Origin of the sequence: Pseudomonas sp. IT-P176, from assembly GCF_949767245.1 — a bacterium.
Lineage (GTDB): Bacteria > Pseudomonadota > Gammaproteobacteria > Pseudomonadales > Pseudomonadaceae > Aquipseudomonas.
Map to the genome: position 1 here is coordinate 1 of NZ_CATKPN010000071.1, position 14,209 is coordinate 14,209.

The 14,209-nt window shown below is 61.3% G+C and carries 13 protein-coding genes; 6 read left to right on the forward strand and 7 right to left on the reverse strand.

Annotation, left to right across the window (positions count from 1 at the left end; translation table 11 throughout):
- Positions 1-353 precede the first annotated feature (353 nt).
- On the forward strand, positions 354-869 hold the full coding sequence (locus ACM6IP_RS20800) for a RidA family protein (RefSeq protein WP_095169024.1): 516 nt from the start codon (positions 354-356) through the stop codon (positions 867-869).
- A gap of 5 nt (positions 870-874) precedes the next feature.
- On the opposite strand, the gene ACM6IP_RS20805 is transcribed toward ACM6IP_RS20800, so the two are convergent.
- Positions 875-2,191, reverse strand: coding sequence for an MFS transporter (locus ACM6IP_RS20805; RefSeq protein WP_320333018.1), 1,317 nt, complete (start codon positions 2,189-2,191; stop codon positions 875-877).
- A 376-nt stretch (positions 2,192-2,567) separates the two neighbouring features.
- Here ACM6IP_RS20805 and ACM6IP_RS20810 point away from each other — a divergent pair, with 376 nt between their 5' ends.
- Positions 2,568-2,999: an SET domain-containing protein-lysine N-methyltransferase gene (locus ACM6IP_RS20810; protein WP_414862197.1), complete on the forward strand. Its 432-nt coding sequence runs from the start codon at positions 2,568-2,570 to the stop codon at positions 2,997-2,999.
- 18 nt (positions 3,000-3,017) lie between these two features.
- Here ACM6IP_RS20810 and can read toward each other — a convergent pair whose 3' ends face one another.
- Positions 3,018-3,662, reverse strand: a complete 645-nt coding sequence (gene can / locus ACM6IP_RS20815; RefSeq protein ID WP_095169025.1) for a carbonate dehydratase — start codon at positions 3,660-3,662, stop codon at positions 3,018-3,020.
- 139 nt (positions 3,663-3,801) lie between these two features.
- On the opposite strand from can, the gene ACM6IP_RS20820 reads away from it, so the two are divergent.
- On the forward strand, positions 3,802-4,206 hold the full coding sequence (locus tag ACM6IP_RS20820; RefSeq protein WP_401131308.1) for a serine kinase/phosphatase: 405 nt from the start codon (positions 3,802-3,804) through the stop codon (positions 4,204-4,206).
- Positions 4,207-4,254: 48 nt separating this feature from the next.
- Here the strand turns inward: ACM6IP_RS20820 and rimI are convergent, their stop codons facing one another.
- Together rimI and ACM6IP_RS20830 are read right to left on the reverse strand one after the other, a co-directional pair.
- Positions 4,255-4,707 carry a ribosomal protein S18-alanine N-acetyltransferase gene (gene rimI, locus ACM6IP_RS20825; RefSeq protein WP_095169027.1) on the reverse strand — a complete coding sequence of 151 codons (453 nt, stop codon included), beginning with the start codon at positions 4,705-4,707 and terminating at the stop codon, positions 4,255-4,257.
- The gene (locus tag ACM6IP_RS20830; protein WP_095169028.1) at positions 4,700-5,458 is read right to left on the reverse strand and encodes an energy transducer TonB; all 759 of its coding nucleotides are present in this window, start codon (positions 5,456-5,458) and stop codon (positions 4,700-4,702) included. Before ACM6IP_RS20830 ends, rimI begins: the two co-directional genes overlap by 8 nt.
- A gap of 217 nt (positions 5,459-5,675) precedes the next feature.
- On the opposite strand from ACM6IP_RS20830, the gene mksB reads away from it, so the two are divergent.
- From mksB to mksF, 3 genes are read left to right on the forward strand one after another with little or no spacing between them, the layout of a single operon-like run.
- On the forward strand, positions 5,676-6,953 hold the full coding sequence (mksB, locus tag ACM6IP_RS20835) for an Mks condensin complex protein MksB (RefSeq protein WP_162530211.1): 1,278 nt from the start codon (positions 5,676-5,678) through the stop codon (positions 6,951-6,953).
- Positions 6,943-7,644 carry an Mks condensin complex protein MksE gene (gene mksE / locus ACM6IP_RS20840; protein WP_095169029.1) on the forward strand — a complete coding sequence of 234 codons (702 nt, stop codon included), beginning with the start codon at positions 6,943-6,945 and terminating at the stop codon, positions 7,642-7,644. The genes mksB and mksE overlap by 11 nt, the downstream gene beginning before the upstream one ends.
- Positions 7,641-10,481 carry an Mks condensin complex protein MksF gene (gene mksF / locus ACM6IP_RS20845; RefSeq protein WP_095169030.1) on the forward strand — a complete coding sequence of 947 codons (2,841 nt, stop codon included), beginning with the start codon at positions 7,641-7,643 and terminating at the stop codon, positions 10,479-10,481. The genes mksE and mksF overlap by 4 nt, the downstream gene beginning before the upstream one ends.
- A 74-nt stretch (positions 10,482-10,555) precedes the next feature.
- On the opposite strand, the gene ACM6IP_RS20850 is transcribed toward mksF, so the two are convergent.
- Genes ACM6IP_RS20850 through ACM6IP_RS20860 form a run of 3 tightly spaced genes read right to left on the reverse strand, consistent with a single transcriptional unit; the run spans position 10,556 to position 14,121 of the window.
- Positions 10,556-12,859 (reverse strand): PqiB family protein, encoded by a 2,304-nt coding sequence (locus tag ACM6IP_RS20850; protein WP_095169031.1) that lies wholly within the window; start codon positions 12,857-12,859, stop codon positions 10,556-10,558.
- Positions 12,852-13,475, reverse strand: coding sequence for a paraquat-inducible protein A (locus tag ACM6IP_RS20855; protein ID WP_095169032.1), 624 nt, complete (start codon positions 13,473-13,475; stop codon positions 12,852-12,854). The genes ACM6IP_RS20850 and ACM6IP_RS20855 overlap by 8 nt, the downstream gene beginning before the upstream one ends.
- Positions 13,462-14,121, reverse strand: a complete 660-nt coding sequence (locus tag ACM6IP_RS20860) for a paraquat-inducible protein A (RefSeq protein WP_095169033.1) — start codon at positions 14,119-14,121, stop codon at positions 13,462-13,464. Before ACM6IP_RS20860 ends, ACM6IP_RS20855 begins: the two co-directional genes overlap by 14 nt.
- Positions 14,122-14,209 lie beyond the last annotated feature (88 nt).

A 14,209-nucleotide genomic window follows, 5' to 3' on the forward strand; every position in this document is an offset into this window, starting at 1 on the left:
GGGGTAAACCGGCAGGACGCCGGTTTAGCCGCACTGGGCCAGGGAGGGCCCATTGCGGCGACCCCCCAAATCAATGTCGGAGTACGGGCATGCCGAGCCTAAGCGAGGCACCGAGTGGTGGGGGTAAGAGCGTTTTGCTTACTTTTGCGCTGTTCAAAAGTGAGCCGCCGTCAGGCGGAACCATAAGTGGCCGTTACCGAAGAAATGGATATGTACTCGGTCTAATCCAACACCCCAGAGGCCCACAGGTGCAACGTCGCACCACAGTTGTGTAGATGCCTATGCCTATGTTGGGACAGCAAACAACCCGCTATAGTCGGCGCAGCCCCCCCCATACACAGGAGATGCCCGGCATGGATCAATCACGTAAAGCGCTGTTCGACGGTATCGCCCAGGCGCTGGGTCATCGTTTTGACGGTGAAATGCGCATTGGCGGCAACTACGTGCCGGTGGTGCAAAATGGCGATGAGGTGTACATCAGCGGGCAGATCCCACGCATCGACAATACGGTAATGGTGGTGGGCCGCGTGGGCGCAGAGGTGTCGCTGGAGCAAGGCCGGTTGGCCGCGAAGATTTGCACGATGCGCGCCCTGGCCATTCTTACGCAGCAACTCGGTGACCTGGAGCGGATCGACAAGATCCTGCGCATCAATGTCTACGTGCGCAGCGCCGAAGACTTCACCCAGCAAAGTGAAGTGGCGGACGGCGCCTCAGAGGTGCTGTACGGGATTTTCGCCGACGCTGGTGTGCATACCCGCACCTCGGTGGGGGTGTACCAGCTCCCCAAGGGCGCCGCGGTCGAAGTCGACATGATCGTCGCACTCAAACCGCTCGCGGCGCCGCTGGATGAAGACTCGATCAGCGATTGACACCCTCAGGGGCAGCAGGTCGCGCCAGCCGACTGGGCGACCTGGGGCAGGCGCGAGCCGAAGTACAGCGCCGCGCTGATTCCCACGGCGCCCATCACGGCACAGAAAATCACGCAGATCCATGGGCTCCACGGCATCAGGCCGATCAGCAACAGCGGTGTGATGCTGGCCCAGATCGCGTAGGCAATGTTGTAGGTGAAGGAAATCCCCGAGACGCGAATCCGTGCCGGGAATAGATTGACCATCACCGACGGCACCGCGCCCACCACCCCACAACCGAGACCGGCAATCGCATAGGCCAGGCCGATCCACTGCGCTGCGCCAATCAGGCTGCTGTAGAGCACGCCGATGCCCAGCGGCAACAGCAGGCTATAGAGCATTACCGTACGCCAGGCGCCGATCCGGTCGACGATCAACCCGGCAATCACGCAGCCGATGTTCAGGAATACGATGCCCAGGCTACTCAGCGCAAAGGTGTGGCTGGCGGTCATGCCGAAGGTTTTCTGCATCATGGTCGGGGTGATGACCACGAAGGTCACCACGGCCGAAGTCAGTACGCAGGTAAGGATCACCGCCGGCAACATCGCCAGGCGGTGCTCACGCAGCACCGTGCGCAACGGCAGCTCGACGTGCAGCTCACGACTGGCCTGCATCGCCATGAACACTGGAGTCTCGTTGAGCCAGCGGCGCAACCACACGCCAAGCACGCCGAACACCCCGCCCAGCAGGAACGGATAACGCCAGGCGTAATCGAGGATTTCCGCCGGGGTAAAGGCCTGTGCCAGCAAGGTCGCGGTCAAGGCGCCGATCAGGTAACCAAACGTCAGCCCTGCCTGCAGGAATCCCAGGGCGTAACCGCGGTGACCGGCAGGAGCATGCTCGGCGACAAACACCCAGGCACTCGGCACTTCCCCACCGACCGCGGCGCCCTGGAACACCCGCAGCACCAGCAGCAGCAAGGGGGCGAAGTAACCGATCTGGGCGTAGGTCGGCATGATCCCGATCAGCAGGCACGGCAGCGCCATCATCAGGATGCTCAAGCTGAAGACCTTCTTGCGCCCCAACCGGTCGGCAAAGTGCGCCATCAGGATGCCACCCAGCGGCCGCGCCAGGTACCCGGTGACAAAGATCCCGAAACTCTGCAGCAGGCGCAGCCATTCGGGCATTTCCGGAGGGAAGAACAGTTGGCTGAGGGTCAGGGCGAAAAACACGAAAATGATGAAATCGTAGATTTCCAGCGCCCCGCCCAGTGCCGCCAAGCCCAGGGTCTTGTAGTCAGACCGGGAGAATGGCGCAGGTCGAGTGTCGGCAATGGCAGTCATAAACAGGCTCGAAATTAGGCAAAAAATCGCGGCGCCCATGGTCTACGCAAATGCGCTCCCGGACAACCCGTTACACCTTAGTCGCAAGCGCATAAAACACCACTGGCGCAATGATTTCGATAGCGCTGTAAGTCATGGCTTACAGTAAAAGTCGTCACTATCCCCTGTCAGGCCTGACAGTAGACGATGTGTGTCATTTGCGAGACGCTTGAGCAACACTCAAGCGTTGCAGGGCAGACAGGATGCCCCGTCTACGGCTGTCGCAAGCTTGATCCAGGCAGGGATGTCTATGAGCCCTCAGGTCAATGCCCAGTCTTTGACGAACGGATGCATCTACCCTTTCGAGGGGCTCAGCCCCAAGCAGGGCTACCCGTCCATGGCCGACTTCATTGTGGAGTCCGGCCATGGCGCAAAAAACCGGGGCGTCATGGCCCTGCGTAACTATCAGCGGATTACCCGAATGTGCCGGGTCTGCGGACAGTTGGTCCACGCCCCGCAGTTGCACAGCGTCCAGTTAGCGGTGGGCATTCACGTCTATGACCCCTACTTCTGTGGACGACTGCGCCACTCCTGCGACCCCAATGTCTTCCTCGACATGAGCGAACTCTGGCTATGGGCGCTACAGGACATTACGCCAGGCAGCCCACTGTGTATGGACTATGTCAGCACCGAAGCCAGCGTGTTGCGCCAGTTTGCCTGTAAATGCGGCTCGCCCCGGTGCCGTGGCTGGATCACCGGTTACGATGAACAGCCCAGCGCCGAGGGGCGACTTTTCCTGCAGCAATGGCATCGCCACAGCCTTTGCTGAACGCCTACCTGGGGAGTGCTAGATGGCACCCACCGGACGCAAGCGATACTGCGGTGGCAGTTGCTCGAAACCACTGATGGTGGCGTTCAGGCTCTTCCAGCGGCCATCCTTGATGCCATAGATGCAGCCATGGATCGACAGGCTTTGCCCGCGATGCCAGGCATTTTGCACGATGCTGGTATGGCCCACGTTGGCCACTTGCTGGATCACGTTCAGTTCGCAGAGACGGTCGACCCGCTCTTCTTCAGTCGGCAATTGGGCCAACGCTTCGCGGTGCTCGTAGTAGAGGTCGCGGATCGAGCGCAGCCAACCGTCGATCAGCCCCAACTGACGGTCCTGCATGGACGCCCGCACCCCGCCACAGCCGTAATGGCCGGTGACCAGGATGTGTTTGACCTTGAGCACGTCGACCGCGTACTGGATCACCGACAGGCAGTTGAGGTCGGTGTGCAGCACTACGTTGGCCACATTACGGTGCACGAACAGGTCGCCGGGCAGCATGCCGACGATCTCGTTGGCCGGCACGCGCGCGTCGGAGCAGCCGATCCACAGGTATTCAGGCGTCTGCTGGCGGGCCAGTTTGGCGAAGAAGTCAGGATCTTCCTGCTTGATCGCATCAGCCCAGCGCTCGTTGTTATCAATCAGATCTTGTAATTCGTTCATGTTCTGAAGCCTCAAGAATGATGCGCTGGTTTGACACCCCAGCATGCGCCGGGGTCACGCCGTTATTAGGGCAAATGGCTTGGAATCTTCAAGGGTAGCGCCTGTCCACCCTATAAGCCCCACATTATGAGGATTTGCCATGACTGATTCACGACGTCCGTATGGCTCGGTACAGCCCGAGCCCATCGACGACAACGAAGACCGCATGGGCTCGATGCGTGAACTGGACTTCGACGAGGAGCCCTCCAGCGCCATTATTCGCGATGAATTGCCCGAACACCTGCGCAAACCGCCCGTGCCGCGCCAACCTGCAGCCGAAGCAGGGATGCACGAGACTTCGGCCGATGACGACGAATCCACCGATGATGACCTGACCCCAGGCAACCTGATTCGTGAAGACGGCGCACGGGACGCCCAGGACGTCGGCGAGGGTGATCAGGCCGACTGGGACTTGAGCATTGTCGATGAAGACGAGATTGGCGGCGGCAATGGCCTGGATGAGGCGGAGCTGGCGCGGCGCGATCCGGTCGACGGCAATCGTTAACACGCTTGCGCGGGCGAGCATCAGGCTTGCCCGCAAAGGTCGAACGGCTCAGTCGACCAGGGTACAGGCCATGACCACGGCGTCTTCACGCCCACCGACTGCCGGGTAGTAATCGCGGCGGCGCCCCACTTCGTTGAAACCATAACGTTCATACAGTCGGAAGGCCGCGCGGTTGCTGTCGCGCACTTCGAGGAAGCACTCACGTGCTTGCGCCTTGTAGGCAATCGACATCAGGTGTTCGAGCAAGGTCAGCCCCAGGCCGCGCCCCTGGTTTTCCGGCTTGACCGTGATATTGAGCAGGTGCGCTTCATCGAGGATGATCTGCACCACCCCGTGGCCCACCTGTTGCTGCCCCTCGAACATCAGCCAGATCTGGTACTTGCCCAGGCCATCGAGAAAGATCCCGCGGGTCCAGGGATGGCTGAACGCCGCGTATTCGATCTTCAGTACTGCGTCCAGGTCGGCTTCGGTCATCGGGCGGAACGATACAGCGTCACTCATTTGATTCTTTCCAGCGCGCCATCAGCCGACGCATGGCTTGCCAGACATCAGCCTTACGCTGTGGCTCTTCCATTAATAATTCCAGGCCAGGCAGCGCCCAGACCGACCCCAGGCCTTCGACCTGAAGTTCGCGATTGTACGCTTGCGCATCCGCCTCGCCGGCAAACCGCACAGCCGGCAGCCCCACCAGCCACAGACAGACACAGGGTTGATCTTCCAGGCGCGCGGAGACAAAGCCCTGGACGAAATCGCGCGCCGCTTCCGGCCCCTGATCCATGGTGCCCCGCGCCAATAGCGGCCAGCGCACCGGCTCGCCGACGATCTGCGGGCTGTCCGGCAGGCCGGCGGCGCGCAACATGTCCTTGAGCAGCAGGTAGGCCGGGTCGCGCGTCTGGAACGTGTCGCCTGTGGGTAACTCCACCAGCAGCAGGCAACGGCCCGCGCGCAACAATTGCAGGGCAAACCGCGGTGGCGGCACGACCGGGGCCTTGACCACGGCGGGGGCGGCTTCTTCCTCGACCTTGGCATTGGTCCGGGTACTGGCCAGCGATGGGCGCGGCACTTCGATCCGCGGGCGCGCGGCGGGGGCGGTTACCGGCTCGACCGCGACGGCGACCTTGGCCGCTGGCACAGGCGCAACGCCCGGCACTGGCGGCTCGGCGACCAACGGCTCAACCAGCTCCAGCAGCTCGGGCCGCGAAGGGGCGGCAAAGGGCAATTCGGTGCGCGGCAGCCAGTTGACCACCTGCATGGCAGTCAAATAAGCGCGGCGACGGGACTCGATTAGCAAAGGTCGGCCACTTGTGGATAACTTAAAGTGCAGGGATTCTACCGCCCTTCGCCGAAGATCGCCCGCAGTAGAGCAGAGAAATACGACAGTCCGTCCCGTCGATCTGCCGAGGGGGATTCCCATAGCCTGCGATGCAGTACAATCGCTGCTTTTAATCGCCAACCAGCCGGCCAATCCAATGATCGAACCCAAGCGCGTCTTGCGCGCCCTCGCCGAACACTGGGCACTCCTGGAGCCACTGTGTGAGCATTTCGACCAAGGCACCCTGAGCCTCAACGAACTGCGCACGCAGCTGGCCGCCCAGCAACTGGACAGCACGCCACAGGACATCACCAGCCTGCTGGACGTGTGGATCCGCCTCGACATTCTGGTTCCGGTGGCAAAAAGCCCGAACCGCTTTGAACTGAACGCGCAGATCCACGACTTCCTGGCTTACCTGCGCCGCGAGCACCGCTTGGGCCTGTGCCTGGAAATCGAAGCCTACCTGCGGCACCTGGAGCGGCTGGCCGGCTACATCCAAGACGCATTCGATATTCGTGATGGCAACGACCTGGCGCGCCAGTTGCGCTTGCTCGACATGCGCGTACGCGACGTGTTGAAAAAACTCGCCAACGACGAACAGGCCCTGGTGGCCGTCGCCGAGCGGGCCAAGACCAGCGACCGGCAGATTCCATTGCGCCAGCGTTATGCCGAAGTACTGGCGACCTGGGACGAGTATGTCGAGCCGATGATCCAGTTGGTCAACGCCGACGGCGCCTTCGAACAAGGCGTGCGCAAGGTCGAGAACGTCCTGCTGAAGATGCTCACCGAGCAGCAGCGCCTGGGCCATCTGGTCGACGACGACATGCTCCTGCGGACCCACGCGCGCATCCTCGAAATGCAGACCAGCGCCCAACTGACCCTGCGCCACGCCCGCGAGTTGTTGCTGCCGCTGCGCGAAGAAGCCCGCCGGCACAACGCCGTGACCCGTGGCGCGGCACTGGCCCTGTCGATGATCCGGCGCAAGGGCATCGATGCGGTGCCACAAGCGGCGATGCCGATGTTCACTCGCCCGCAAAGCACCTTCCTTGGCAGTGCCAGCCAGGTTGAAGCCTATGTCTACGCCCTGGCACGTTTCGAGCCAAAACCGGCGCGTTTCCCCAAGGCCCACAAGATCCAGACCGGCGAAGCCCCGCGTGCGCCACGCACGGTTCGGGAAATGCTCGAGCGCTGCGAAGACGCCCTGCCGATGCCAGACCTGATGACCTGGTTGTTGGAGCAGGAACCGGATGGCGCGACCGACGAGCTGCTGTATTGGTTCTCGCGCCTGTCGCGGGAAAAACGCTTCAAGCGCGAGCGCCTGGAACGCCGCGATTACCACACTCACGAGCATCAGGTCAGCCTGCGCTCCTTCGCCCTGCTCTCGGCCGGCACCGATGCCAGCGAGAATTCTGCGAGCATTCCCCATGCATCTTGATCTATCCGAACTGTCTCAGCTGGCGCCGATCTTTCGCGAGCTGTTCAAGGGTTATCACGTCAGCCGTCGCGATCCTGAGCTGTACGCACAGTTGTCGAACTTTCAGGACCAGTACCGCACCTTGTTCCGCGCCCTGGGATTTGAACTGGTGTGCGATACCCGGGGCTTCTACTACTTCGTTCCGGACCTCGCCGCAGCGGCCGTGAACAAGACTGCCCAGCGCCTGGCGTTGTTCACCTTCATTCTGGTCGAACACCTGGCCGACCAGGGCCGCGACCCGATCGCCGTGCTCGACGGCGGTAGCCTGGGCCGCGATGAACTGCCGTCGTTGCTGGAAAAATACCGCGACCTGTTCATCCAGGCTGAAGTGCAGACCGTGGAAGAGCTCGAAGAAAAGATCATGCGGCGCATGACCCAGCTCGGTTTTGCTGGGGAAGAGAACGGCATCTACCGTTTCCTGCCACCGATGCACCGCTTCCTCGACGTCTGCCTGTCGGTGCAACAGGACCGCGACCTGGCCGCCAGCCTGCACAGTGTGCTGCCACTGCCGGCGCCGGTGCTGATTGACGACGACAGCGACGAAAAACTGCTGCAGACCGATGACCCGCTGGACCTCAGCGACTTCGCCGAAGACAGTGAAGAAGACGCCTTGGCCCGCGCCATTGCCGAAGAACAGGAGCTCGACGCATGAGCAAGGAACGCTACGGCATTCGCCGCTTTGCCCTTCTGAATACCGCGGGTTACAGCCTCGGCCTGTTCCCGCTGGAAGAACCGCTGTCGGTCTACGGGGCGAACAACCTGGGCAAGTCCGCCTCGATCAACGCCCTGCAGTTCCCGATCCTGGCACGCATGTCGGACATGAGCTTCGGCAAGTACAGCCTGGAGCAATCGCGGCGCTTCTACTTTGCCTCCGACACCAGCTACATCCTGGTGGAAGTTTCGCTGCCACACGGTCCACACGTGATCGGCGTGGTTGGGCGTGGCCCCGGCGGTGGTTTTGGCCACCAGTTCTTCGCCTATGCCGGCAAGCTGGACCTGGCCCATTACCAGAAAAACGACACGTGCCTGCGCCAGAAAGAGTTGTTCAGCAACCTCGAACGCGAAGGCCTCAAGGCTTACGAGCTCAAGCCGGATGAACTGCGGCGCCTGCTGGTGGGCGGCCACACGTCGATCCCGCTGGACCTGACCCTGATTCCGCTGCGCTCCACCAGTGAGCAGAGCCTGAAGACCTTCCGTGCGCTGTTCATCAACCTGCTGCACATGCGGGAAATCACCGCGGCCAAGCTCAAGCAACTGTTCCTCGATGCCTTCGAACACAGCCTGCGTTCCGGCAGCGTCGATTACATCGCCGCGTGCGAAGAAGCCTTCCGCGATGTGCGCCGCATGGAGCAGGACTACAACTCGCTGGTCACCGCCGGCCCCTTGGTCGAAGCCCTGTCGGCAGGCGTGACCCAGCGCAATATTCTGCGCGGCAAGTTGCACCGCATCTCGCCGCTGCTCGACTCCCTGCTGGGCACCTGGTCGGACTACGCCAGTGCGCGCAAGGAAGAATTGACGATCCAGGCCGAGCACTACCGCAACGAGCAGGACGCCCTGCAAAACGATCAACGCGGCGGCACCCAGGAGCTGATGCGCCTGGAACGCGAAATCACCGGCATCCAGCGCTGGCTCGGCGAGTTGTCGGTGCTCAAGCATCGCTTCGCGTTGGTCGAAGACGTCAAAGTCCTGGAGCAACAACTGCTGGCCGCCAAGGATGCGCACGATGAACTGGCCGGCGCGCTGGCCCAGTCCCGGCAGTTCAGTGCCGAAGACCTGGAAGAGCGCCTGCGGGATCTGGAAAAGCGCCTGAAGTCGGTCAAGCAGCAACTCGATCACGCCGACAACAACAGCTACGCGCGCCTGCGCGAAGAGTTTTCGCAACAGGACGTCGAACGCCTGATGCGCCTGTTCAACAGCGCACTGTTCAGCCTGCCGCTGGGTGAGCACGGCATTACGCTGGACGAGGACGGACAGTGGGTCAAATCCCTGGAGCTGATCCTCGACGGCTTCAAGGGTGAGCGTTTCGAAGTACCGGGGCTGTCGATCGACATTTCCCACATCGAACCGCCCGCCCTGCAAGCCCTGGCTGACCGTGCCGCGTTGCGCGACCAGAAAGAACGCCTGGACAAAGAACTCAAGCAACTGAAAACCCAGCAAGCGGTCGCCGCGGACCGCGCTGCCAGCAAGACCCAGACTGAAGCGCTGTACCAGCAGGTGCTGGACGCGCAAAAAGCCCTCGAGGACTTCCGCCGCGCGCAAACCCTGAGCGCCGAAGAAGGCGACAAGCTCGAGCAACTGGCGCAGATGGAAGCGGCCCAGGACGAATTGAAACGCTCCAGCGATGCCTTCACTGAGCGCGTCCAGCAACTGTCGGCCAAGCTGCAACTGGTCGGCCGGCAGATCGGCGACATGGAAGCCAAGCAACGCACCCTCGACGACGCCCTGCGCCGCCGTCAGCTGCTGCCGGCCGACCTGCCATTCGGCACGCCGTGCATGGACCCGATCGACGACTCCATGGACAACCTGTTGCCGCTGCTCAATGACTACCAGGACAGTTGGCAGGGCTTGCTGCGTGTCGACGGCCAGATCGACGCCTTGTACGCCCAGGTTCGCCTCAAGGGCGTGGCCAAGTTCGACAGCGAAGACGACATGGAGCGTCGCCTGCAACTGTTGATCAACGCTTATGCCCACCGTACCGACGAAGCCCTGACCCTGGGCAAGGCCCGGCGTGCGGCCGTCACCGACATCGCCCGGACTCTGCGCAATATTCGCAGCGATTACGACAGCCTCGAGCACCAGTTGGCGCTGTTCAACCGCGAGATCAACAAGCGCCAGGTGTCCAACCTGCAAAGCTTCCGCATTGTCCTGGCGCCGAACAAGGAAGCCCTCAAGCACATTGACCAGATCATCCACAGTGCCGGTCAGTACGAAGAAGGCGAAACCCTGTCGGTGTTCGACCTGAGCCAGAGTGCCGAGCAGGACAACAAGAACGAAGAGGCCAAGGAGTACCTGGCGCGCCTGGTGGCGGCGAACCACAACCAGCTCGGCCTCAAGGACCTGTTCGAGCTGGCGTTCGAGATCACCAAGGTCAACGGTCAGCCAGTGATCCACACTGACATCGATGGCGCCGCGTCCAACGGCACCACCATGACCATCAAGGCACTGACCAACATGTATTTGTTGCTGCACTTGATGGACCGCGACCAGGCCGGGCGTGTGCGCCTGCCGTACTACCTCGACGAAGCCGCGGACATCGACGAGAAGAACCAGGCCGCCCTGCTGGAAACCAGCCTGCAGTTGGGCTTCGTGCCGATCCTCGCCAGTGTCAAGCCACAGGTCTGCGCCAGTGTGGCGATTGACCTGGAAGGTGGCAGCGGGCCGAACGGTATCTACATCGACGAGGCCGACTGGAAGTACATCCGTCGGCATGACGAAGTGAAACCGGCGGTCAGCGTCGAGTCGACCGAAGCCGAGCTGGACGCCGTCTAAATGCTCTAGCGGTGGATAAACAAAAAAGGCCGCGATCCATTGGATCGCGGCCTTTTTTGTACAGCGGGTTTGACTTACTTGCCGAGGGAGATCTTCGGCGCCCACTCCAGCCACTCGTCTTCGAACTTGTCGAACAACGGGAAGGTCTGCTGCGGCCGCGCCGGGTTACCCATGCGCTCACCATCCGGAGTGGCAAAGGCAACGCCGCCCTGGATCAGGGTTTCCAGGGATTCGGTGCGTACGGTCGCGCCCTTGAACAGACTGTAATCCAGGCCAAAACCGCTGGTATTCCAGAAGCGCGTACCGCTGCGTACCAATGGCGCGTACTTCGGTTCGATGAGGATATGGATCAACACCCGATCCGCGGTCTGCCCCAGTTCGTAACCGGTGACCTTGCCCACGGTGATTTCCCGGTAAGTCACCGGCACCCCGGTTTTCAGCGAGCCACGGCGCGCGGCACTCAGCACCAGGCTCAGGCCTGCCTCTTGCGCGGTGGCTTCGGGTGGCTGTGGCAGGGCAACGAAGTTCTTTTGCGGGCCGAGGTTTTTCACCGCGGGCTGCACTTCGATGTACTGCCCGGTCACCAGGGTTTCCAGGTTGGAGGTCTTGATCAGGCCTAACTGCGGCTTGACCACCCAGAACTGGCTGCCTACCCGGGCAATGCGTTCCGGCACGACGGTGATACGCGCAGTGAGCAGCACCGATTGCAGGTCGTCGCTGAGGTCGACGTCTTCCACCTTGCCGACGTCCAGGCCTTTGTAGCGAATCGGCGTGCCATTGCGCAGTCCGTCGCCGCGGTCGAGCTTGAGGGTGACCACGGTGCCTTTCTCCGTCGCCTCGTCATGGCTGGTGAACAGGCGGAAGCGCGGAATACGCTTTTGCAGCGGCGCCTTGGCTTCTGGAGTCTCGAACGCAATACCGCCGGCCATCAGGCTTTGCAGGGACTCGCTCTTGACCTGGATCCCGCCGGTGAGACCACCGGTGAGGGTGATGCCGCTGGCATTCCAGAAACGCGTCGAAGCGTTGACCAGGCCTTCGTATTCCTTCTCGATGTGCACGCCGATGACCAATTGCTTCTTGGTCCGCGAGAACTGATAGCTCTGCACCGAACCGACCTTGACCTGCTTGTAGAGAATCGGGCTGCCGACCTCCAGCGAGCCGAGGTTCTCGGTGAACAGCACCAGGTGCAGGCCCGGGGAGCGCAGGTCCAATGGCGGCGCCTTCGGCCGTGCCTCGAACTCGCGCTTGGGTGGGCTGCCCTTGTCACCCGGACGCACGGCGATGTAGTTACCCTTGACCAGGGCTTCGAGCCCGGTGATACCGGCCAGGGAAATCGACGGCTTGACCACCCAGAACTGCGTGCCATCGACCAGGTAGTCTTCAGCCAGCGGGTCAAGGGTCAGTTCGGCGGTGGCGCTGGACAGGTCGGAGTCGACCTTCAAGGCCTTGAGGTTGCCGACCTGAATGCCTTTGTACATGACCGGCGTACGACCGGCTTGCAGACCTTCGAAGTCACTGAGTTTGACCTTGACCCGGATGCCGGCCTGGGCCGCGTCGAAGTCTTCATACAGACGGAACGGCAGGCTCGGGTCGGTGGGCGGGCTGTCCTTGCGGTTCTCCGGCGTCGCAAAGGCAATACCGCCGGCCACGATGCTGGCCAGCGATTCGCTGCGTACCTTCACACCCGACAGGTTGGCGTCGATGCTGATCCCGCTGGCATTCCAGAAGCGCGTGTGTTTGCGCACCAGGTTGGCGTAAGTGGGCTCGATAAAGACCTTGATCTCGACGGTGCTCTGGTCCTCGGACAGCAGGTAGCTCTTCACCTGACCGACCTGAATCTGCTTATAGAACACCGGGCTGCCACGGTTCAGCGAGCCCAGGCGTTCGGCCTTGATGGTCAGGTGCAGACCCGGCTTGGAGTCCGACAGGGGCGGCTCCTGGGCAAGGGCCTTGAACTTGCGGGTAGGTTCGCCCTCACCCGGACTGATCGCCACATAGTTACCCGAGACCAGGGTTTCCAGACCGGTGATACCCGCCAGGGTTACGCTGGGCTTGACCAGCCAGAAGCGCGTGCTGGTCTTGAGGTACTGCTCGACGTCCTTGTTCATCTCGACCGTGGCGATCACCCCACGGCTCTTGCCTTCATCATCGAGCGCCAGGCTTTTGACCTTGCCCACCGACATGCCTTTGTAGACCACTTCGGTCTTGTTGGCCTGAATGCCTTCACCGCTTTCGAAACGGACCTGGACCTGGATCCCGGTCTCGTTATAGGCACGCCAGCCCAACCACCCACCAATCACCAAGGCGATCAGGGGCAACACCCAGATGGCCGACCAGTTGGAAGCCGGTCGGGTTTTAGCTTTAGGCAAATCAGTCATGGTCGTCGTCCGACTCCGTGTTATCCCAAATCAGTCGGGGATCGAAAGTTACTGCAGCAAGCATTGTCAAAATCACCACACTGGCGAAGGCCACTGCACCGAGATTGGCCTCGATGGTGGCGAGCCGACCAAAGTTGACCACTGCCACCAGAATCGCGATGACAAAGATGTCGAGCATTGACCAGCGGCCAATGAACTCAATGAAGCGGTACATCAGGATGCGTTGCCGCGCGGACAAAGGCTGGCGGCGCTGCACCGAAAACAGCAGCAGGGCGATGCCGACAAGCTTGAAGGTCGGTACCAGGATACTGGCGACGAACACCACGGCCGCGATGGGGAGCATCCCATGCTGCACCAGGGTGATCACGCCGGACATGATCGTATCGCCCTCCCCCTGCCCCAAGGCGCTGACCGTCATGATGGGCAACAGATTGGCGGGGATATACAGAATCGCGGCGGTGATCAACAACGCCCAGGTGCGCACCAGGCTATTGGGCCGGCGGGCATGGACCATCGCGCCACAGCGCGTGCAGGTCTGCTCGTCGGTGTCGGGTTCCTGTTTGTTCAACTGATGGCACTCAGCACAGATCAGAATGCCTGCATCAATCGCCCGCATGAGCATCCTCCCCGGATAACGCTTCCCAGATCTGGTGCGGTGACATCACCACTTCAAGCCAGACTTGAACCAACAACAAGCTGATAAAACACCCCAGGCCCAAGCCAATGGTGATGGACGCCAGGTCAGCCAGTTTGACGATGGCCACCAGCACCCCCATCAAATAAACCTCGAGCATCCCCCAATCACGCAGGTGGTGATAAATGCGATACAGCAGCAGGCCGTAGCTGCGTCCGATATCAAATCGAATGCTCAACAATACCAATAACTGACAGAGCAACTTGAGCAGGGGGATCCCCATGCTGCACAGGAACACCACCACCGCCACGCCTTGCATGCCAGTATCGAACAAACCGACAACACCGCTCCAGACAGTGTCGTGTGACGTCTGTCCGAGTAGATTGAGTTCCATGATCGGTAAAAAGTTCGCAGGGACGAACAGCAGCAGCGCAGCGATCACCAGGGCGAGGCTACGCTCCACGACATTGTGCCGATGAGCGTAGAGCTCATAACCGCAACGCGGGCATAAGGCTTTCTCGTCATGAGCGAGGTGTGGCTTGCGCATCAGCAAGTCGCATTCATGACACGCCACCAAGTTGTCCAGCGGTAAATCTGACAGCCCGTAGGCGTCAACCGGATCTGGCATAGAGGGCTCTGATTGTGAAAATAAGGGCTCTATTCTAGTGTTCTGGCTGAGAAATAACTGTGCAATTTTGTGTCGATCCTGCAATGAA

Coding starts and splice junctions, on each gene's coding strand:
- ACM6IP_RS20800 (WP_095169024.1), top strand. CDS start 354: ATGGATCAATCACGTAAAGCGCTGTTCGACGGTATCGCCCAGGCGCTG.
- ACM6IP_RS20805 (WP_320333018.1), bottom strand. CDS start 2,191: ATGACTGCCATTGCCGACACTCGACCTGCGCCATTCTCCCGGTCTGAC.
- ACM6IP_RS20810 (WP_414862197.1), top strand. CDS start 2,568: ATGGCCGACTTCATTGTGGAGTCCGGCCATGGCGCAAAAAACCGGGGC.
- can (WP_095169025.1), bottom strand. CDS start 3,662: ATGAACGAATTACAAGATCTGATTGATAACAACGAGCGCTGGGCTGAT.
- ACM6IP_RS20820 (WP_401131308.1), top strand. CDS start 3,802: ATGACTGATTCACGACGTCCGTATGGCTCGGTACAGCCCGAGCCCATC.
- rimI (WP_095169027.1), bottom strand. CDS start 4,707: ATGAGTGACGCTGTATCGTTCCGCCCGATGACCGAAGCCGACCTGGAC.
- ACM6IP_RS20830 (WP_095169028.1), bottom strand. CDS start 5,458: ATGCAGGTGGTCAACTGGCTGCCGCGCACCGAATTGCCCTTTGCCGCC.
- mksB (WP_162530211.1), top strand. CDS start 5,676: ATGATCGAACCCAAGCGCGTCTTGCGCGCCCTCGCCGAACACTGGGCA.
- mksE (WP_095169029.1), top strand. CDS start 6,943: ATGCATCTTGATCTATCCGAACTGTCTCAGCTGGCGCCGATCTTTCGC.
- mksF (WP_095169030.1), top strand. CDS start 7,641: ATGAGCAAGGAACGCTACGGCATTCGCCGCTTTGCCCTTCTGAATACC.
- ACM6IP_RS20850 (WP_095169031.1), bottom strand. CDS start 12,859: ATGACTGATTTGCCTAAAGCTAAAACCCGACCGGCTTCCAACTGGTCG.
- ACM6IP_RS20855 (WP_095169032.1), bottom strand. CDS start 13,475: ATGCGGGCGATTGATGCAGGCATTCTGATCTGTGCTGAGTGCCATCAG.
- ACM6IP_RS20860 (WP_095169033.1), bottom strand. CDS start 14,121: ATGCCAGATCCGGTTGACGCCTACGGGCTGTCAGATTTACCGCTGGAC.